At 59.3% G+C, this 18,492-nt stretch carries 14 protein-coding genes and 4 tRNA genes; 14 read left to right on the top strand and 4 right to left on the bottom strand.

Annotated features, from left to right (window positions below; translation table 11 throughout):
* Window positions 1-139: 139 nt before the first annotated feature.
* Window positions 140-2,155, top strand: coding sequence for an excinuclease ABC subunit UvrB (uvrB, locus tag NL116_RS10480; RefSeq protein WP_483840163.1), 2,016 nt, complete (start codon window positions 140-142; stop codon window positions 2,153-2,155).
* Window positions 2,156-2,282: 127 nt separating this feature from the next.
* Here the strand turns inward: uvrB and NL116_RS10485 are convergent, their stop codons facing one another.
* Window positions 2,283-3,833, bottom strand: a complete 1,551-nt coding sequence (locus NL116_RS10485; RefSeq protein WP_494377092.1) for an MDR family MFS transporter — start codon at window positions 3,831-3,833, stop codon at window positions 2,283-2,285.
* A complete protein-coding gene (locus tag NL116_RS10490) occupies window positions 3,823-4,872 on the bottom strand; it encodes an HlyD family secretion protein (RefSeq protein WP_494377093.1) in 1,050 nt (349 codons plus the stop codon). Before NL116_RS10490 ends, NL116_RS10485 begins: the two co-directional genes overlap by 11 nt.
* A gap of 220 nt (window positions 4,873-5,092) precedes the next feature.
* On the opposite strand from NL116_RS10490, the gene gltX reads away from it, so the two are divergent.
* The 10 genes from gltX to NL116_RS10540 all read left to right on the top strand — a co-directional run bounded on the left by gltX (window position 5,093) and on the right by NL116_RS10540 (window position 10,998).
* Window positions 5,093-6,574, top strand: coding sequence for a glutamate--tRNA ligase (gene gltX / locus NL116_RS10495; RefSeq protein WP_109633228.1), 1,482 nt, complete (start codon window positions 5,093-5,095; stop codon window positions 6,572-6,574).
* Between the two features lie 189 nt (window positions 6,575-6,763).
* Window positions 6,764-6,839 (top strand) — tRNA-Ala (locus NL116_RS10500).
* Between the two features lie 79 nt (window positions 6,840-6,918).
* A tRNA-Glu gene (locus NL116_RS10505) sits at window positions 6,919-6,994 on the top strand.
* 53 nt (window positions 6,995-7,047) lie between these two features.
* Window positions 7,048-7,123: transfer RNA gene (locus NL116_RS10510), tRNA-Ala, on the top strand.
* 80 nt (window positions 7,124-7,203) lie between these two features.
* A tRNA-Glu gene (locus NL116_RS10515) sits at window positions 7,204-7,279 on the top strand.
* 183 nt (window positions 7,280-7,462) lie between these two features.
* Window positions 7,463-8,002: a TetR/AcrR family transcriptional regulator gene (locus NL116_RS10520; protein ID WP_027921598.1), complete on the top strand. Its 540-nt coding sequence runs from the start codon at window positions 7,463-7,465 to the stop codon at window positions 8,000-8,002.
* Between the two features lie 31 nt (window positions 8,003-8,033).
* Window positions 8,034-8,867: an alpha/beta fold hydrolase gene (locus NL116_RS10525; protein WP_494377094.1), complete on the top strand. Its 834-nt coding sequence runs from the start codon at window positions 8,034-8,036 to the stop codon at window positions 8,865-8,867.
* Window positions 8,868-8,915: 48 nt separating this feature from the next.
* Window positions 8,916-9,365, top strand: a complete 450-nt coding sequence (locus NL116_RS10530) for an acyl-CoA thioesterase (protein ID WP_494377095.1) — start codon at window positions 8,916-8,918, stop codon at window positions 9,363-9,365.
* Window positions 9,366-9,470: 105 nt separating this feature from the next.
* Window positions 9,471-10,430 carry a tRNA dihydrouridine synthase gene (locus NL116_RS10535; protein ID WP_494377096.1) on the top strand — a complete coding sequence of 320 codons (960 nt, stop codon included), beginning with the start codon at window positions 9,471-9,473 and terminating at the stop codon, window positions 10,428-10,430.
* Between the two features lie 121 nt (window positions 10,431-10,551).
* Window positions 10,552-10,998 (top strand): Hsp20 family protein, encoded by a 447-nt coding sequence (locus NL116_RS10540; RefSeq protein ID WP_007943514.1) that lies wholly within the window; start codon window positions 10,552-10,554, stop codon window positions 10,996-10,998.
* A 107-nt stretch (window positions 10,999-11,105) separates the two neighbouring features.
* On the opposite strand, the gene NL116_RS10545 is transcribed toward NL116_RS10540, so the two are convergent.
* Both NL116_RS10545 and NL116_RS10550 read right to left on the bottom strand, forming a co-directional pair.
* Entirely contained in the window at window positions 11,106-14,384 is a 3,279-nt protein-coding gene (locus NL116_RS10545) for a PAS domain S-box protein (RefSeq protein WP_494377097.1), read from the bottom strand.
* A 69-nt stretch (window positions 14,385-14,453) separates the two neighbouring features.
* Entirely contained in the window at window positions 14,454-15,344 is an 891-nt protein-coding gene (locus tag NL116_RS10550; protein WP_494377098.1) for a LysR family transcriptional regulator, read from the bottom strand.
* Between the two features lie 142 nt (window positions 15,345-15,486).
* On the opposite strand from NL116_RS10550, the gene leuC reads away from it, so the two are divergent.
* The 3 genes from leuC (at window position 15,487) to NL116_RS10565 (ending at window position 18,475) form a co-directional block, all read left to right on the top strand.
* Window positions 15,487-16,905 carry a 3-isopropylmalate dehydratase large subunit gene (gene leuC / locus NL116_RS10555; RefSeq protein WP_494377099.1) on the top strand — a complete coding sequence of 473 codons (1,419 nt, stop codon included), beginning with the start codon at window positions 15,487-15,489 and terminating at the stop codon, window positions 16,903-16,905.
* An 11-nt stretch (window positions 16,906-16,916) separates the two neighbouring features.
* A complete protein-coding gene (gene leuD, locus NL116_RS10560) occupies window positions 16,917-17,561 on the top strand; it encodes a 3-isopropylmalate dehydratase small subunit (protein ID WP_494377100.1) in 645 nt (214 codons plus the stop codon).
* A 146-nt stretch (window positions 17,562-17,707) separates the two neighbouring features.
* Window positions 17,708-18,475, top strand: coding sequence for a class I SAM-dependent methyltransferase (locus NL116_RS10565; protein ID WP_494377101.1), 768 nt, complete (start codon window positions 17,708-17,710; stop codon window positions 18,473-18,475).
* Window positions 18,476-18,492 lie beyond the last annotated feature (17 nt).

The following is an 18,492-nucleotide window of genomic DNA, read 5'->3' on the forward strand; positions in this document are numbered from 1 at the left end:
GGACGTTTGCCTTGAAAGAGCAGGCAATCGACTCCACATTGAGCACAATCCAGTTTTTTCCTCGGGCGACGTCGGTCGTTTGCGGTCTTTCTCGTCGCTGTCCGGTTTGACCGGTCAGGCGCGACCCCAGGGGTATTGAATGTCTGAATTTCAGCTAGTCACCCGCTTTGAGCCTGCCGGCGATCAGCCGGAAGCCATCCGCCTGATGGTCGAGGGCATCGAAGCCGGGCTGGCGCACCAGACGTTGCTCGGTGTGACCGGGTCCGGCAAGACCTTCAGCATCGCCAACGTGATCGCGCAAGTGCAGCGACCGACCCTGGTGCTGGCGCCGAACAAGACCCTGGCCGCGCAGTTGTACGGCGAGTTCAAGGCGTTCTTCCCGAACAACGCCGTCGAATACTTCGTTTCCTACTACGACTACTACCAGCCCGAAGCCTATGTCCCGTCGTCCGACACCTTTATCGAAAAGGACGCGTCGATCAACGACCACATCGAGCAGATGCGTCTGTCCGCGACCAAGGCGTTGCTGGAGCGCAAAGACGCGATCATCGTCACCACCGTGTCGTGCATCTACGGTCTGGGCAGCCCGGAAACCTATTTGAAGATGGTGTTGCACGTGGATCGCGGTGACAAGCTCGATCAGCGCGCCTTGCTGCGTCGCCTGGCGGACCTGCAATACACCCGCAACGACATGGATTTCGCCCGTGCGACCTTCCGGGTGCGTGGCGATGTGATCGATATCCACCCGGCGGAATCCGATTTTGAAGCAATTCGCATCGAGCTGTTCGATGACGAGGTCGAAAGCCTGTCCGCCTTCGATCCGCTGACTGGCGAAGTGATCCGCAAGCTGCCGCGCTTCACCTTTTACCCGAAAAGCCACTACGTGACCCCGAGAGAAACCCTGCTCGGTGCCGTCGAAGGGATCAAGGTCGAGTTGCAGGAGCGTCTGGATTACCTGCGCACCAACAACAAGCTTGTTGAAGCCCAGCGTCTGGAGCAGCGCACGCGCTTCGACCTGGAAATGATCCTTGAGCTAGGGTATTGCAACGGGATCGAAAACTACTCGCGCTACCTGTCCGGTCGCGAATCCGGCCAGGCGCCACCGACATTGTTTGACTACTTGCCGGCCGATGCCTTGCTGGTGATCGACGAATCCCACGTCAGCGTGCCGCAGGTCGGCGCCATGTATAAGGGCGACCGGTCGCGAAAAGAGACGCTGGTGGAATACGGTTTCCGCCTGCCGTCGGCGCTGGATAACCGGCCAATGCGTTTTGATGAGTTCGAAAGCATTAGCCCGCAGACGATATTTGTCTCGGCGACACCCGGCAATTACGAAGCAGAACACGCAGGTCGAGTCGTTGAACAGTTGGTGCGTCCGACGGGGCTGGTCGATCCGCAAATCGAAATCCGCCCGGCGCTGACTCAGGTCGACGATCTGCTTTCGGAAATCGGCAAGCGTGTCGCGCTGGAAGAGCGCGTTCTGGTCACGACACTGACCAAGCGCATGTCGGAAGACTTGACCGATTATTTGGCCGATCACGGCGTTCGCGTGCGTTATCTGCACTCCGACATCGACACCGTGGAGCGGGTCGAAATTATCCGCGATTTGCGTCTGGGTACGTTCGATGTGCTGGTGGGGATCAACCTGCTGCGTGAAGGCCTGGACATGCCGGAGGTGTCGCTGGTGGCGATCCTCGATGCGGACAAGGAAGGCTTCCTGCGTTCCGAGCGCTCGCTGATTCAGACCATCGGTCGGGCGGCGCGTAACCTCAATGGTCGGGCGATTCTGTACGCCGATCGCATTACCGGCTCCATGGAGCGGGCAATCGGCGAAACCGAGCGCCGTCGCGACAAACAGATCGCCTTCAACCTGGCCAACGGCATCACGCCGAAGGGCGTTTTCAAGGACGTCGCCGACATCATGGAAGGCGCCACCGTGCCGGGTTCGCGCAGCAAGAAGCGCAAAGGCATGGCGAAGGCTGCCGAAGAGAGCGCCAAATACGAAGCAGAATTGCGTTCGCCGGGTGAGATCGCCAAGCGTATCAAAGCCCTGGAAGAGAAGATGTACGCGCTGGCGCGAGATCTGGAGTTTGAAGCGGCGGCGCAGATGCGTGATGAGATCGGCAAGTTGCGGGAGCGGTTGATCACGGTTTGATCGGCTGGGTCTGAGAGGGCTCCTTTGCGAGCGAGCCTGCTCCCACACGTGTCCGCGTAGTTCAGGCGAACTTCAGGCTAATGCGTGGAGCGGGCTTGCTCGGTCGACAGCACACTGCACTTTCCAGCTAGTGCGCCTCCCCAGCCTTAATCCCTTCCGGCAACTTCTTGGTCAGCAAGATCGCCAGCATGCTCACCCCCAACGCAATCCCGACAAAGTGAAACGCATCGTTGTAGGCCATGATCGACGCCTGCTGATGCGCAATCTCACTGATTTTCCCCAGTGCCGCGGTCTCAATACCCAGTCGATCCGCCATCGACGCCAGCCGCTCCGCCACCTGTGGATTGCTCGGTACGATCGCTTCACGCAAGTAATCAAAGTATGTCTTGGTTCGCGCATCCAGCAGAGTGGCGAGGAGGGCGATGCCAATAGCGCCACCGAGGTTGCGCAGGATGTTGAACAGGCTCGACGCCGAGCCCGCGTCCTGCGGCAGGATGTACGCGGTGGCGATCAGCGAAATGGTGACCATGATCAATGGCTGGCCAAGTGCGCGGATAATCTGGATCTGATTGAACTGCGGTCCCGCGAAGTCCGGGTTCAGTACCCCCGATGAAAAACTCGCCAGCCCGAACAAACCGAATCCCAGGGTACACAGCCACTTCGGCGAAATGTACTTCATCAGCTTGGGCACCAGCGGAATCAGAAACAGTTGCGGCACGCCCATCCACATGATCACTTCGCCGATCTGCAAGGCGTTGTAATTCTGAATCTGCGCCAGGTACAGCGGCAGCAGATAAATCGACCCGTATAATCCGACTCCCATCCCCAGGCTGGAAATGCTCGACAGACCGAAGTTGCGGTTGCGCAGAATGCCCAGGTTGATCAGCGGGTTGGGTTTGGAAACCTGCACGATTACGAAGGTGATCAGGCTGATCAGCGCGATGCTGCCCAGGGTCACGATCAGGTTCGATTCCAGCCAGTCCTTGCGGTGGCCTTCTTCCAGAAATACCTGCAAACAACCGAGGCCGACGCCGAGGGTGAGGATGCCCATGTAATCGGTGCTTTTCAGCAATTCCCAGTGGGCTTCTTTCTTCTCCAGGCCGTACATCAGACCGGCGATCATGATCAGGCCCGGTGGCACGTTGATGTAGAAGATGTATTCCCAGCCCCAATTCTCGGTCAGCCATCCACCCAGTGTCGGGCCGATGGAGGGCGCGAAGGTGGCGGTCATGGCGAACATGGCCATGCCCTTGGCGCGGTGGTGTTCCGGGAGTTTGATCAACGTCAGGGTGAACGCCAGCGGGATCAGCGCGCCGCCGGTGAAACCCTGCAGGGCGCGGAAGACGATCATGCTTTCCAGGCTCCACGCCATCGAGCACAGGAGCGAGGCGAAGAGAAAGCCCAGTGAAACCCACACGGCCAGTCGGCGCGCCGACAACAACTGCACCAGCCAGGCGGTTAGCGGGATCATGATGATTTCCGCCACCAGGTACGAGGTGGAAATCCACGAGCCTTCTTCCAGGGTGGCCGACAGGGCGCCCTGAATGTCCTTGAGCGACGAGTTGGTGATCTGGATATCCAGCACGGCCATGAAGGCGCCGAGCATCACGCTCATGACCGCAATCCAGTCCCGCCGGGTCGGTTCGCCGACCGGGCGGATCAGTTGATCACCGGCCATCGTCAGGGGCGTCTTTGATGTTCACTTTGGCGGTGACTGACATGCCCGGGCGGATCTTGCCTTGCAGCGGGTTGTCCGCCGCGAAAGTCAGTTTGACCGGAATCCGTTGTACGACTTTGGTGAAGTTGCCCGTGGCATTGTCCGGTGGCAAGAGGCTGAATTGCGCGCCCGAGGCGGCGAACAGGCTGTCGACGCGCGCCTTGATTGGTGTGTCGCTGTAGGCGTCGAAGGTCAGCTCGGCACTCTGGCCGGGCTGCATGTGGCCAATCTGGGTTTCCTTGAAGTTGGCCTGAATCCAGATGTCCTGGTCCGGGACGATCGACAGCAAATACGCGCCGGCTTGCACCACTTGCCCCTCGCGGGCGGCGCGCTGGCCGATCAGGCCGCTGATCGGCGCGTGAATTTCGCTGCGGGTCAGGTTCAGTTCGGCTTGCGCCAGATCGGCCTTGGCGTTGGCGATCTGCGCGTCGAGGCGTTTGATCTCGGCATTCAGGGCGTTGACCTGCTGGCGTTGGCCCTGAGCGTCGGCCTGGGCCTTGGCCACTTGCGAGCGGGCGATGTGATTGTCGGCGGACAGGGTGGTTACCCGCTCTTCCGAGATGTAGCCGGGTTTGCGCAAGGTCTCGGCGCGAGTCAAATCGATAAGCGAGCGGCCGAGGCTGGCCTGGCTGGACGCGACCTGCGCTTCGCTGGCCGCGATCAGGCTGGACTGCTGGGTCAGTTTGCTTTGTGCTTGCAGGCGTTCGGCCCGGCGGGTGGCAAGGGTCGCGTTGGCGCGGTCGACGGCAAGGTCGAAATCGGCGCCTTCGAGCTTGATCAGCAACTGGCCTTTCTCGACGTGCTCGTTGTCATGCACCAGCACTTGGTCGATGCGCGCGCTCAACTGACTCGAGACACGGGTGATCTCGCCCTGGACATAGGCGTTGTCGGTGCTTTCATAAAACCGTCCCTTGAAGAACCATTGGGCAAAAAAGCCCCCGGCAATCAGCAGGACGATCAGCAGGAAAATAAACAGGCGACGCTTGAGTTGGGCAGGCATGGGGCAGACTGTAGTCGAGAAATTGTAAGGAAAGTTATCAGCAGGTGAATCTGTCATACAGCCGACAAGCGGTAAATGCCATCGGCTGATATTCGGCCATTCGCCAAGGCATACACGCGTTGTAGGCGCAAACTTGGCTTAAATGCCCTGCTCACTGGAGCCGGGCGGGTATCGCCTGTTACCATTCGCCCTTTGTTTTATCTTCATTTCGAGACTTGCCATGACCACCGTCCGCACGCGCATCGCGCCATCGCCTACCGGGGACCCCCACGTAGGTACCGCTTACATCGCTTTGTTCAACTACTGCTTTGCCAAGCAGCATGGCGGTGAGTTCATTCTGCGGATCGAAGACACTGACCAATTGCGGTCGACCCGTGAGTCCGAACAGCAAATTTTCGACGCCCTGCGCTGGTTGGGTATCGACTGGAGCGAAGGCCCGGACGTCGGCGGCCCGCACGGTCCATACCGTCAGAGCGAGCGCGGCGATATCTATCAGAAGTATTGCCAGCAATTGGTTGAAATGGGCCATGCTTTCCCGTGCTTTTGCACTGCTGAAGAACTGGACCAAATGCGCGCCGAGCAAATGGCTCGCGGCGAAACCCCGCGTTACGACGGCCGTGCGCTGTTGCTGTCCAAAGAGGAAGTCGCGCGCCGCCTGGCCGCTGGCGAACCGCATGTGATCCGCATGAAAGTGCCGAGCGAAGGCGTGTGCGTGGTGCCAGACATGCTGCGTGGCGATGTCGAGATCCCGTGGGATCGCATGGACATGCAAGTGCTGATGAAGACCGACGGCCTGCCGACGTACTTCCTGGCCAACGTGGTCGACGACCATCTGATGGGCATCACCCATGTATTGCGCGGTGAAGAATGGCTGCCGTCGGCGCCGAAACTGATCCTGCTTTATGAGTACTTCGGCTGGGAGCAACCGGAGCTGTGCTACATGCCGCTGCTGCGTAACCCGGACAAGAGCAAGCTGTCCAAGCGCAAGAACCCGACCTCGGTGACGTTCTACGAGCGCATGGGTTTCATGCCGGAAGCGATGCTCAACTACCTGGGGCGGATGGGCTGGTCGATGCCGGACGAGCGCGAGAAATTCTCGTTGCAGGAAATGGTCGATCACTTCGACCTGAGTCGTGTCTCGCTGGGCGGTCCGATCTTTGACATCGAGAAGCTGTCCTGGCTCAACGGCCAGTGGCTGCGTGATTTGCCGGTGGAAGAGTTCGCTTCGCGCCTGCAGACCTGGGCGCTGAACCCTGAATACATGATGAAAATCGCGCCGCACGTACAAGGTCGCGTTGAAACCTTCAGCCAGGTGGCTCCGCTGGCCGGGTTCTTCTTTGCCGGTGGCGTGAATCCGGATGCCAAATTGTTCGAATCCAAGAAGCTTTCGGGCGATCAGGTTCGGCAGTTGATGCAGTTGATCCTGTGGAAGCTGGAAAGCCTGCGTCAGTGGGAAAAGGACAGCATCACCGCGACGATTCAGGCGGTGGTTGAATCGTTGGAGCTGAAGCTGCGAGACGCCATGCCGCTGATGTTTGCTGCGATCACTGGTCAAGCCAGCTCGGTATCGGTGCTGGATGCAATGGAAATCCTCGGTCCGGACCTGACTCGTTTCCGTCTGCGTCAGGCGATTGACCTGCTGGGCGGCGTGTCGAAGAAAGAAAACAAGGAATGGGAAAAACTCTTGGGCAACATCGCCTGAGGACGTTTGACCCTGCAGCAACTCCCGGAGGCTTCGGTCATTTGATCGCAATCTTCGGCGCTCCCCCCGATTTTTCGGGGGGAGGGCGGTAAGTGATTGTTATGTCGGCAAAAAACTTTGAAATATTTTAAAAATAAGTTTGACAGCTTTCCGATCCGCCATTAAGATTCGCCCCGTCCTCAGCGATGAGGGGCTATAGCTCAGCTGGGAGAGCGCTTGCATGGCATGCAAGAGGTCGACGGTTCGATCCCGTCTAGCTCCACCAATTTACACTTCAAGGTCTGGCCACACCGGCCTTGAAGCGATCAACACTCAGCGTTGATCTGTTGTATAGAAGGGTTTGCGTCCCCTTCGTCTAGTGGCCTAGGACACCGCCCTTTCACGGCGGTAACAGGGGTTCGAGTCCCCTAGGGGACGCCAGTTTTACAGAAGCGATGTTGCAAGATGTCGCTCCGCCGCGAGGCGAAAAATCCGGGGCTATAGCTCAGCTGGGAGAGCGCTTGCATGGCATGCAAGAGGTCAACGGTTCGATCCCGTTTAGCTCCACCAATTTTACAGTTCAAGGTCTGGCCACACCGGCCTTGAATCGATCAGCTCTCAGCACTGATCAGTTGTATAGAAGGTTTTGCGTCCCCTTCGTCTAGTGGCCTAGGACACCGCCCTTTCACGGCGGTAACAGGGGTTCGAGTCCCCTAGGGGACGCCACGATTACCCGCTCTGCGGGATTTTATAAGGGTCATTCAATTATTGAATGGCCCTTTTGTTTGTCTGGCGTTTGGCCAAATCCCCCATTTCTTTCAAACTGTTCTTCAGACCAGCGGTCGCATTCACGACTTGCGAAAAATTATTATGAGAATAATATTCTAGTCGTAATATTCGGAGGCAACGATGAACGATAAAAAAGCTCAAACCCGCGAACGCATCCTCAAGGCTGCTAGCGCAGCGCTGATTCAGCGCGGTCCGGCAGAGCCGAGCGTTGGCGAAGTGATGGGCGCAGCCGGCCTGACGGTTGGCGGCTTTTATGCGCACTTCGAAAGCAAGGACGCAATGATGCTGGAAGCGTTCCAGCAGTTGCTCGGTCACCGTCGAGGCATGATTGCCGACATGGATGCCGAGTTGACCGGCGAAGAACGTCGCGCCTTGGTGGCGGCGTTTTACCTGTCACGTAAACACCGTGATTCCTCCGAGTCGGCGTGCCCGATTCCGGCTTCGGTCGGCGAGTTGGGGCGGCTGCCGGACGCGTTTCGTGTCGCACTGAATGAGCATGTGGAAATGATGGTCGCGCAGTTGGCGGCCAGTCCGGAAGACACCGACAAAGCCCTGGCTGACATGGCCTTGATGGTGGGTGGTTTGGCGCTGGCCCGCGCGCTGGGGCCAGGAGAGTTGTCCGATCGATTGCTGCGCGCCGCCAAATCGGCGGTGCTGTGACCTGAAGGCATTGGCCTGAGGAGTGAGAGCGATGAGCACGTTGAAGTGGGTTCGTGGCGTTAATGGCACCTTGGGCTGGTTCGCACCACAACTGGTCGCAAGCAAAATGCGACTGGCATTCATGACCCCGCGAGAACTGCCTCCGCGTGATTGGGAGCTGCCGCTGCTGGCGAAGTCCGAACGTATCACGCTGCGCTTTGGGCTCTCCGCGCTGCGCTGGGGCCAAGGCCCTGCCGTGTTGCTGATGCACGGGTGGGAAGGGCGGCCGACGCAGTTCGCCAGTATTATCACTGCACTCGTCGATGCGGGTTACAGCGTGGTCGCCCTCGACGGTCCCGCGCATGGTCGCTCTCCAGGTGAAGAGGCGAACGTCGTGCTGTTCGCCCGGGCCCTGCTCGAAGCTGCCGCCGAGTTGCCGCCGCTTCAAGCGGTCATTGGTCATTCGATGGGCGGCGCCAGTGCCATGCTCGCTGTCCAGTTGGGCCTGCGCACCGAAACCCTGGTGACCATCGCCGCTCCGGCGCGGATTCTCGGCGTGTTGCGCGGCTTTGCCAGGTACGTGCGACTGCCGCCCAAGGCGCGTTCGGCCTTCATCCGTCAGGTCGAGAAAGACGTTGGCATGCGCGCTGCGGCGCTGGACGTGGCGCACTATCAGCTCGACATGCCGGGCCTGATCGTCCATGCCGAAGATGATCGCTATGTGTCGGTCAAGGAATCGCAACTGATTCACGAAGCCTGGTTTGACAGCCGCTTGTTGCGTCTCGAGGAAGGCGGCCATCAGAAAGTACTGGCCGATCCCCGGGTCATTGATGGTGTGTTATCACTGCTGGCCGGTCGCAGACTGCAATCGCGCCAATCGGCGTAAGCATCCGTTACACTGCCCCGGTCGACATTATCTGATCGGGAGTGGGGCATGGGCTGGGATCGGGCAACGCCATTTATCATAGATCTGCAAGTGGGCGCCGAGGACATCGACGGGCTGGGTCACGCCAATAATGCGGTCTACGTGACGTGGCTCGAACGATGTGCCTGGCGCCACTCGCAGCGTCTGGGTCTTGATCTGGTCGAGTATCGGCGGCTGGACCGGGCGATGGCGGTGGTGCGGCACGAGATCGATTATCTGGCTGCCGCCTACGAAGATGATGAATTGCAGTTGGCGACTTGGATTGTGGATTGGGATCAGCGCCTGAAAATGACCCGACACTTCCAGTTGAAGCGCCTTCGCGACAACACTACGTTGCTGCGCGCGCAAACCACGTTCGTCTGCATCGAATTGTCGACCGGCAAGCCAAAACGCATGCCGACCGAGTTCATTGAAGGCTACGGCCCGGCGCTGCAGATGCTGGATACGACCAACACCTAATGTGGGGGCGAGCAGGCTCGCTCTCACAAGGGAATCTGCGATGTTCTGCAGATTCCCTGCGCAATCCAGTAAACTGCCGCACGTTTTTCGTCGAGTGTGTTTTTCATGCAAATTGCTTTGGCGCCCATGGAGGGGTTGGTCGACAACATCCTGCGGGACGTGCTGACCCGTGTGGGCGGGATCGATTGGTGCGTGACCGAGTTCATCCGGATCAACGACCAGCTGCTTACGCCTGCCTACTACCACAAATTCGGCCCGGAACTGCTGACCGGTGCCCGCACCGCGTCCGGCGTGCCGTTGCGCGTGCAACTGCTCGGCTCCGATCCGGTGTGCCTGGCGGAAAACGCCGCGTTGGCGTGTGAACTGGGTTCGGAGGTCATCGACCTGAACTTCGGTTGCCCGGCCAAGACCGTCAACAAGTCTCGCGGTGGCGCGGTGTTGCTCAAAGAGCCCGAACTGCTCAACGAAATCGTCGAACACGTGCGTCGTGCGGTGCCTGCGCACATTCCGGTGACCGCCAAAATGCGCCTCGGCTTCGACAGTCCGGACGGTTCGCTGGTCTGTGCCACGGCTTTGGCTGAAGGCGGCGCAGCACACATCGTGGTGCATGCGCGGACCAAGACCGATGGCTACAAACCCCCGGCGCATTGGGAGTGGATCCCTCGCGTGCAGGAGGTGGTCAAGGTGCCGGTGTTTGCCAACGGCGACATCTGGAGCGTCGAGGACTGGCGTCGTTGCCGTGAAATCAGCGGCGTCGAAGACATCATGCTCGGCCGCGGTCTGGTCTCACGCCCGGACCTGGCGCGGCAAATCGCGGCAGCGCGAGCCGGTGAGGAAGTGGTCGAGATGACCTGGGCCGAGCTGCTGCCGCTGATCCAGGACTTTTGGCTGCAGGCCAAGGCGCAGATGACGGCCCGCCAATCCCCCGGCCGCCTCAAGCAATGGTTGGCGATGCTGACCCGCAATTACCCGGAAGCGGTCGAACTTTTCACCGTCCTGCGTCGCGAGACCGAACTGGATCACGTCTCACGTTTGCTCGGTCTGCAAGTCAGTAAAGCGGCCTGAAAAAAATCTCGAAATAATCTCTTGAAATGCAATCAGCGGTCCCTATCTAAGGGTTACGCGATGCCGAATCCGGGTCGCGGAGACAAAAAAACTTGCTGATTGTTTTCAGGAGATTTGAACCATGACTACTGCATTTTCCCTGGCCCCACTGTTCCGTTCCTCGGTAGGCTTCGACCGTTTCAACGACCTGTTCGAAACCGCCCTGCGCAACGAGCCAGGCAGCACTTACCCACCTTACAACGTGGAAAAACACGGTGATGATCAATACCGCATCGTCGTCGCCGCGGCCGGTTTCCAGGAAGAAGACCTCGACCTGCAAGTGGAGAAAGGTGTGCTGACTATCAGTGGTGGCAAACGTGAAGCGAACGAGAGCGTGACCTTCCTGCACCAAGGCATTGCCCAGCGTGCGTTCAAGCTGTCGTTCCGCCTGGCAGACCACATCGAGATCAAGGCCGCTGACCTGCGTAACGGTCTATTGAGTATCGACTTGGTGCGCATCGTTCCAGAAGAGGCGAAAGCCAAACGCATCCCGATCAACGGGACGCAAAAACCGGCTCTGCAGCACTAAGCCAGAGCAATGAAAAGGGCGCCCTCGCGGCGCCCTTTTTTGTGGCCAGACATCACACATATCCTGTAGCAACTGACGAGCACCGCGAGGCTGCTACACGGGTCGGGTTATTTGAGGAGTTTTTGAAACGCTTCCACCGGCAACGGCCGGCTGTGCAAATACCCCTGATAAAAATGGCAGCCCAGGCCCTGCAAAAACTCCAGTTGTTCAGCCGTCTCCACCCCTTCGGCAATCACCTTCAACTCCAGGCTGCGCGCCATGGCGACAATCGCGCGGATGATCTCGGCATCGTTTGGATCAGTGGTGGCATCACGGATGAACGACTGATCGATTTTCAGGGTGTCGACCGGCAAGCGCTTGAGGTAGGTCAACGAGGAGTAGCCCGTGCCGAAGTCGTCCATCGCGAAGCTCACGCCGAGTTTTTTCAGGCGGCGCATTTTGTTGATGGTGTCTTCCAGGTTCTGGATGACGATGCCTTCGGTGATTTCCAGTTTCAGCAGCGAGCAGGGCAGGCCATGGCTGGTGAGGCTGTGTTCGATGCGTTCGACGAAGTCGGTTTGACGAAATTGCCTCGGGCTGATGTTCACGCACAGGCTGAAGCTCAGCGGATTTACCAGACCTTTGGCGACCAGTTGTTTGAAAGCCCCGCAAGCCTCGTCAAGAATCCAGGTGCCAACTTCGAGAATCAGTCCGCTGTCTTCCAGCACCTTGATGAACTCGGCCGGTGATTGTGCGCCGAGTTCCGGATGGTTCCAGCGCACCAGCGCTTCGGCACCGACAATGCGATTGCCTCGGGCGTCGATCTGCGGTTGGTAGTGCACATTGAATTCACCGCGAGAAAGCGCCAGGCGCAGGTCGGTTTCCATGCGCAAGCGTTCGCTAGCGGCCTTTTGCATGGTGTTGTGATACATCTGCGTGGTGTTGCGCCCCGAGTCCTTGGCGCGGTACAGCGCGATGTCGGCGCGTTTGAGCAGGTCGGTCGGGGTCGAGCCGTGGTCGGGAATCAGCGCGATGCCAATGCTCGGCGTCACTTGCAGGCGCTGGCCGTCGAGGAACATCGGTTCTGACAAGAGTTCTCGCAGCGTATCAGCCAGTTCCCGGACCTGGGCGCTGACTTCATTGCGCGAACCTTCCAGCCCGCTAAGCAACACCACAAATTCGTCGCCACCCAGTCGCGCCACGGTGTCTTCCATGCGCACGCTGGCTTCTAGCCGCGCGGTGATGATTTTCAGCACGGTATCGCCAACCGGGTGACCGAGAGAGTCGTTGATGTGCTTGAAGTGATCGAGGTCGAGGAACAGCAGCGCACCGCGCAGGTTATGGCGCTTGAGCAGGGCGATCTGCTGGCTCAGACGATCCATCAGCAAGGCGCGGTTGGGCAGGTTGGTCAAGGGGTCGTGGTAGGCCAGATGACGGATTTGCGCTTCGGCGTTTTTCAGCAGGCTGACGTCACGGGCGGTCAACAGCAAACAGGGGGTTTCGTTGAGGGTGATCGGCTCGACCGAGACTTCGACGGTCAGTAACTCCCCACGCTTATTGCGCCCGAGCATTTCCTGGTGATGCACGCGACCCTTGAGCTGTAGCTCGGCCAGCAACGCCGCACGTTGTTTCTCTTCAGCCCAGATGCCCACTTGATACACCGTACGACCGATCACTTCCTGCGCACGATAGCCGGTCAGGCGGCAGAAGCCGTCGTTGACCTCCAGGTAGCGTCCGGTGTCGCGCTCGGTAATGGTGATGGCGTCGGGACTGGAGTGGAATGCCTTGGCGAACTTCTCTTCGCTGGCCTTGAGCGCCGCTTCGGAGCGTTGTTGCTGGGTGATGTCGCGCAAAGTGGTAACAATGCAGGGTTGGTTATCCACGTTGATCTTGCGGCTGGATATCACACAGGTCAGCGATTGCCCGTTCTTGTGCTGAGCGACGATGGCGACATTGTTCAGCCCCTGTTCGCGGATGACCTGTTCGATCCGTTGCAGGCTTTTGGTCGAGGCGTCCCACAGGCCAATCTCGTCGGCGCTGCGGCCAATCACTTCGGCGACGCTCCAGCCGAAGGTCTGAGTGAAGCTGGAGTTGATCTCGATAAACCGGCCAGTGTCTTGGCGGGTTACGCAAATCGGGTCCGGGCTGACCTGAAACAGCGTGGCGAATTTCTCTTCTGATGCCACCAGTCGTTGTTCGCGCTCCACCTGATCGGTGATGTCCAGCAAGGTGCCGGCCATGCGCAAGGGGAAACCGTTTTCATCGCGGTAGAGGCGGGCGCGGCTTTCCAGGTAGCGTGAGCTGCCGTCCGGCAGTTGCACGCGGTAAGTCAGCTGATAATTGCCGGCCGGGCCTTCGCGCAGGCTGCGGTAAGCGTCGCGCATGGTGTCGCGTTCTTCACCGGGTACGCCTTCGAAAAACTCATCGAAGGATTCATGAAAGGGCTTGGCTTCGAGCCCGTGCAACTGGGCGGCCCGCGCCGAGCCGTAAAGCATGCCGCTGGGGATGTGCCAGTCCCAGGTGCCGAGTTGCGCCGAGTCGAGGGCGAGATCGAGGCGTTCCTGGCTGTCCTTGAGGGCTTGTTCAGCGACTTTGCGTTCAGTGGTGTCGAGGAAGGTGCTCAGCAGATACGGCTGACCCTCGAGTTCGACTTTTTGCGCGCTGAGGATGCCATCGAGGACCTGCCCGTTGCTGGCGCGAAATTGCACCTCCATGCTGAACAGCTCGCCTTTGGCCTTCGTGGCGGCGACCAGTTTGGCCCGTTGCTCAGGGTGCACCCACAGACCCAGTTCCAGGGTGGTGCGGCCTATCGCGTTCTGCACCGGCCAGCCGAACAGGCTTTCGAAATACTGGTTGGCTTCGGTAATCAGGCCGTCTTCCTGTCGGGTCAGCAACACCATGTTCGGGCACAGGTGAAACAACGTGGCGAAGCGCTTTTCCGAGCTGCTCAGGGCTTGTTCGCGCTGGCGCTGGTGGGTAATTTCGCGGATCACTCCGATCATGCGTGGCCGCCCGTATTTATCCGGCTGCAGGCTGCCGCTGATTTCCAGCCAGTGCAGGCTGCCGTCGGGCCAGCGGATGCGATGATGCATCGCTTGCTCAAGCGGCGCGCCAGCAATCACCGCATTGAATGCGCGGACGGTTTTCGCCCGGTCCTCTGGCGGCAGCAGATCAAGGTATTCCAGGTCCTCGGGCAACGGCGTATGTGGATCGAACCCAAATAGCGCCTGAGTTCCCCGTGACCAGCTGATCTGCCCACGTTCGATGTCCCAATACCAGGCCCCCAGCCGTGCGCCGTTGAGGGCTGCCAGTAATTGCGGCGCGCTTTCCCAACTCAGCTCGGACCGTTTTGGGTCAAGCGCCTGGATACGCGGCATCGGCGGTACACGGTCAACAGATTTCGGCATTGGCAGCAGGCCTTGGGCAGAAATGGGCGTTAGGCGCAGGAGTTCGCAGTTCTATAGGCGTAGCACACGTTAGCCTTGAATCCCTGGCAAATCGATCTGTGCATCCAGCAAAGCCATAAAAGCCCTTGCCGCATTCGATAGCGTCCTTTCGGTGTGCAGGATATAGCCTAGCTGGCGAGTCAGTTGTATGCCCGGCAAAGGTATTCGCGCAACCTGATCGTCGAGCATCGTACGCGGCAACACGCTCCACGCCAGTCCGATCGAGACCATCATCTTGATCGTTTCCAGATAATTCGTGCTCATGGCGATGTTCGGCGTCAGGCCCTGCGCTTCAAATAGACGCTGCACGATGTGATGAGTAAAGGTGTTGCCGCCGGGAAAAACCGCCGGGTGCAGGGCGATGTCGGCCAGGGTGACCGCACCGTTGCTGATCAATGAATGCTCCGGGGCAACCACGAAATCCAGCGGGTCGTCCCACACGGGCGTCGCCTTGACCAGCGAATGTGGCTCCGGCGCCAAGGTAATGACCGCCAGTTCTGCGCGGCCATGGAGGATTTCTTCGTAGGCCACTTCCGAATCGAGGAACTGAATATCCAGCGCCACTTGTGGGTAACGCCGGGTGAACTCTCTTAATAAGGGCGGCAAACGGTGCAGGCCGATGTGGTGACTGGTGGCCAGGGTCAGGCGGCCGGACACTTCGCCGGTCAGGTTGGTCAAGGCGCGCCGGGTGTCGTCCAGCACATTGAGAATCTGATAGGCCCGTGGCAGCAGGGCGCGGCCAGCCTCGGTCAGGCCGACTTCACGGCCGAGGCGATCAAACAGGCGCACCTTCAATTGCTGCTCCAGCCCGGCGATGCGCTTGCTGATGGCCGGTTGCGTCAGGTGCAACCGTTCTCCCGCGCCGGAGAAACTCCCGGTCTCGGCAATGGCGATGAAAGCATTGAGGTTGGCCAAATCCATTGCTGTATTCCAGTTGGTTATCCAAAGCATAAAAAATATGAATTTGAGTTATTTAATGTAACCCCCTAGGATCGACCTCACAAGCCAAAGGGTTATACAAACAGCCCGGGGCATAGAAACAAGCTGATGAGGAAACCGTCTGATGGCCGGCAAAACGCTCTACGACAAGCTCTGGGATTCGCATTTGGTCAAACAGCGCGACGATGGCTCTGCGCTGATTTACATCGATCGTCACATCATCCACGAAGTGACCTCGCCGCAAGCCTTCGAAGGCCTGCGCCTGGCCGGGCGCAAGCCTTGGCGGATCGACGCCAACATCGCGACCCCGGACCACAACGTACCGACCACCCCGGAGCGCAAGGGCGGCATCGAAGCGATTGTCGACCAAGTCTCGCGTTTGCAGGTTCAGACCCTCGACGACAACTGCGATGAATACGGCATCGTCGAATTCAAGATGAACGACATTCGCCAAGGCATCGTCCACGTCATCGGCCCAGAGCAGGGCGCGACCTTGCCAGGCATGACCGTGGTCTGCGGCGACTCCCACACCTCGACCCACGGTGCGTTCGGCGCCTTGGCTCACGGTATCGGCACTTCCGAGGTGGAGCACGTGCTCGCCACCCAGTGCCTGGTCGCCAAAAAGATGAAGAACATGCTGGTATCGGTCGAAGGCACATTGCCGTTCGGCGTGACCGCCAAGGACATCGTCCTCGCCGTGATCGGCAAAATCGGCACCGCAGGCGGCAACGGCCACGCCATCGAGTTCGCCGGTAGCGCGATTCGTGACTTGTCCGTTGAAGGCCGCATGACCATTTGCAACATGTCCATCGAGGCCGGCGCACGCGTAGGTCTGGTGGCCGCTGACGAAAAAACCGTGGCTTACGTGAAGGGCCGTCCATTCGCTCCGAAAGGCGCGGAATGGGACTTGGCCGTCGAAGCGTGGAAAGACCTGGTGTCTGACGCGGATGCCAGGTTCGACACCATCGTTGAGCTCGATGCAACCCAGATCAAGCCGCAAGTCAGCTGGGGCACCTCGCCTGAAATGGTCCTGGCCGTGGATCAGAACGTGCCGGACCCGGCGAAGGAAATGGACTTGGTCAAGCGCGATTCGATCGTGCGAGCCCTGAAGTACATGGGTTTGACCGCCAATCAGGCGATCACCGACATTCAGCTGGATCGCGTGTTCATCGGCTCCTGCACCAACTCGCGGATCGAAGACTTGCGCGCCGCTGCCGTGATCGCCAAGGGCCGCAAAGTGGCCTCAACCATCAAGCAAGCCATCGTCGTGCCGGGCTCGGGTCTGGTGAAGGCGCAGGCCGAGGCTGAAGGTCTGGACAAGATCTTCCTCGAAGCCGGTTTTGAGTGGCGCGAACCGGGTTGCTCGATGTGCCTGGCGATGAACCCGGACCGTTTGGAATCGGGCGAGCATTGCGCGTCGACCTCCAACCGCAACTTCGAAGGCCGTCAAGGCGCCGGTGGTCGTACTCATCTGGTTAGCCCGGCAATGGCTGCCGCCGCTGCTGTAAACGGTCGTTTCGTCGACGTCCGTGAATTGATCTAAAGGAGCGCAGCATGAAAGCTTTTACCCAGCACACTGGTCTTGTCGCGCCTTTGGATCGTGCCAACGTCGACACCGATCAGATCATCCCGAAGCAGTTCTTGAAGTCGATCAAGCGCACCGGTTTTGGTCCGAATCTGTTCGATGAATGGCGGTACCTGGATGTGGGGCAGCCGTATCAGGACAACTCCAAGCGTCCGCTGAACAAGGACTTCGTCCTCAACGCCGAACGTTATCAAGGCGCCAGCGTGTTGCTGGCGCGTGAAAACTTCGGTTGCGGCTCCAGCCGTGAGCACGCGCCATGGGCGCTGGAAGAATACGGTTTCCGCAGCATCATCGCGCCGAGCTACGCCGACATCTTCTTCAACAACAGCTTCAAGAACGGCTTGCTGCCGATCATCTTGAGTGACGCTGAAGTGGATGAACTGTTCCAGCAGGTTGAAGCGAATCCGGGCTACCAGTTGCAGGTTGACCTGCACGCGCAGACCGTGACCCGTCCGGATGGCAAGGTGCATAACTTTGAGATCGATGCGTTCCGCAAACATTGCCTGTTGAACGGTCTGGACGATATCGGCCTGACGTTGCAGGACCATGAAGCGATTGCAGCGTTTGAAGCCAAACACCGTGCGAGCCAGCCTTGGTTGTTTCGCGACGCTTGATTGATCCGGGATTTGAAAGGATAGGACCGGCCTCTTCGCGGGCAAGCCCGCTCCCACTGGGTCCTGCGGTGTACACAAAACCTGTGGGAGCCGGGCTTGCCCGCGATGAGGCCGGAACTGGCTCCACAAAATCAAAGGAAATGACTATGACCAGCACCGCCCAGCACAGCCAAGTCGTACAAAAGCAATTCGGTGAACAGGCCTCTGCCTACCTGAGCAGCGCCGTTCACGCTCAAGGCACTGAATTCGCGTTGCTACAGGCTGAACTGGCGGGGCAGGGCGATGCCCGGGTGCTCGACCTCGGTTGCGGCGCCGGTCACGTGAGTTTTCACGTGGCCGCGCTGGCCAAGGAAGTGGTGGCTTACGATTTGTCTCAGCAGATGCTCGACGTAGTGGCCGCTGCTGCCGTCGATCGCGGCTTGAGCAACGTGTCCACAGTCCTCGGTGCCGCCGAGCGCCTGCCGTTCGCCGATGGCGAGTTCGACTTCGTGTTCAGCCGTTATTCGGCGCACCATTGGAGCGATCTCGGCCTGGCGCTGCGGGAAGTGCGTCGGGTGCTGAAGCCAGGCGGCGTGGCGGCGTTTGTCGATGTGTTGTCACCGGGCAGCCCGTTGTTTGACACGTACCTGCAAAGCGTCGAAGTGCTGCGTGACACCAGCCATGTGCGCGATTATTCCGCCGGCGAATGGTTGCGCCAGGTCAGCGAAGCGGGGTTGCATACCCGCAGCACGACGCGCCAAAGGCTGCGTCTGGAGTACACCTCCTGGGTCGAGCGCATGCGCACACCTGAAGTGATGCGCGCGGCAATTCGCGAGTTGCAGCAGTCGATGGGCAACGAAGTGCGCGAATATTTTGAGATTGAGGCTGATGGTTCGTTCAGTACCGATGTTTTGGTATTGATGGCCGAGCGATAGAATTTTTCCGGGTGTGC

The organism is Pseudomonas sp. FBCC-B1667, from assembly GCF_059133255.1.

Bases quoted from the DNA above. Each gene is read 5' to 3' on its own strand.
- NL116_RS10545 (WP_494377097.1), bottom strand. From the start codon at position 14,384: ATGCCGAAATCTGTTGACCGTGTACCGCCGATGCCGCGTATCCAGGCG.
- leuC (WP_494377099.1), top strand. From the start codon at position 15,487: ATGGCCGGCAAAACGCTCTACGACAAGCTCTGGGATTCGCATTTGGTC.
- NL116_RS10485 (WP_494377092.1), bottom strand. From the start codon at position 3,833: ATGGCCGGTGATCAACTGATCCGCCCGGTCGGCGAACCGACCCGGCGG.
- NL116_RS10520 (WP_027921598.1), top strand. From the start codon at position 7,463: ATGAACGATAAAAAAGCTCAAACCCGCGAACGCATCCTCAAGGCTGCT.
- NL116_RS10525 (WP_494377094.1), top strand. From the start codon at position 8,034: ATGAGCACGTTGAAGTGGGTTCGTGGCGTTAATGGCACCTTGGGCTGG.
- NL116_RS10540 (WP_007943514.1), top strand. From the start codon at position 10,552: ATGACTACTGCATTTTCCCTGGCCCCACTGTTCCGTTCCTCGGTAGGC.
- leuD (WP_494377100.1), top strand. From the start codon at position 16,917: ATGAAAGCTTTTACCCAGCACACTGGTCTTGTCGCGCCTTTGGATCGT.
- NL116_RS10550 (WP_494377098.1), bottom strand. From the start codon at position 15,344: ATGGATTTGGCCAACCTCAATGCTTTCATCGCCATTGCCGAGACCGGG.
- NL116_RS10535 (WP_494377096.1), top strand. From the start codon at position 9,471: ATGCAAATTGCTTTGGCGCCCATGGAGGGGTTGGTCGACAACATCCTG.
- NL116_RS10530 (WP_494377095.1), top strand. From the start codon at position 8,916: ATGGGCTGGGATCGGGCAACGCCATTTATCATAGATCTGCAAGTGGGC.
- gltX (WP_109633228.1), top strand. From the start codon at position 5,093: ATGACCACCGTCCGCACGCGCATCGCGCCATCGCCTACCGGGGACCCC.
- NL116_RS10565 (WP_494377101.1), top strand. From the start codon at position 17,708: ATGACCAGCACCGCCCAGCACAGCCAAGTCGTACAAAAGCAATTCGGT.
- uvrB (WP_483840163.1), top strand. From the start codon at position 140: ATGTCTGAATTTCAGCTAGTCACCCGCTTTGAGCCTGCCGGCGATCAG.
- NL116_RS10490 (WP_494377093.1), bottom strand. From the start codon at position 4,872: ATGCCTGCCCAACTCAAGCGTCGCCTGTTTATTTTCCTGCTGATCGTC.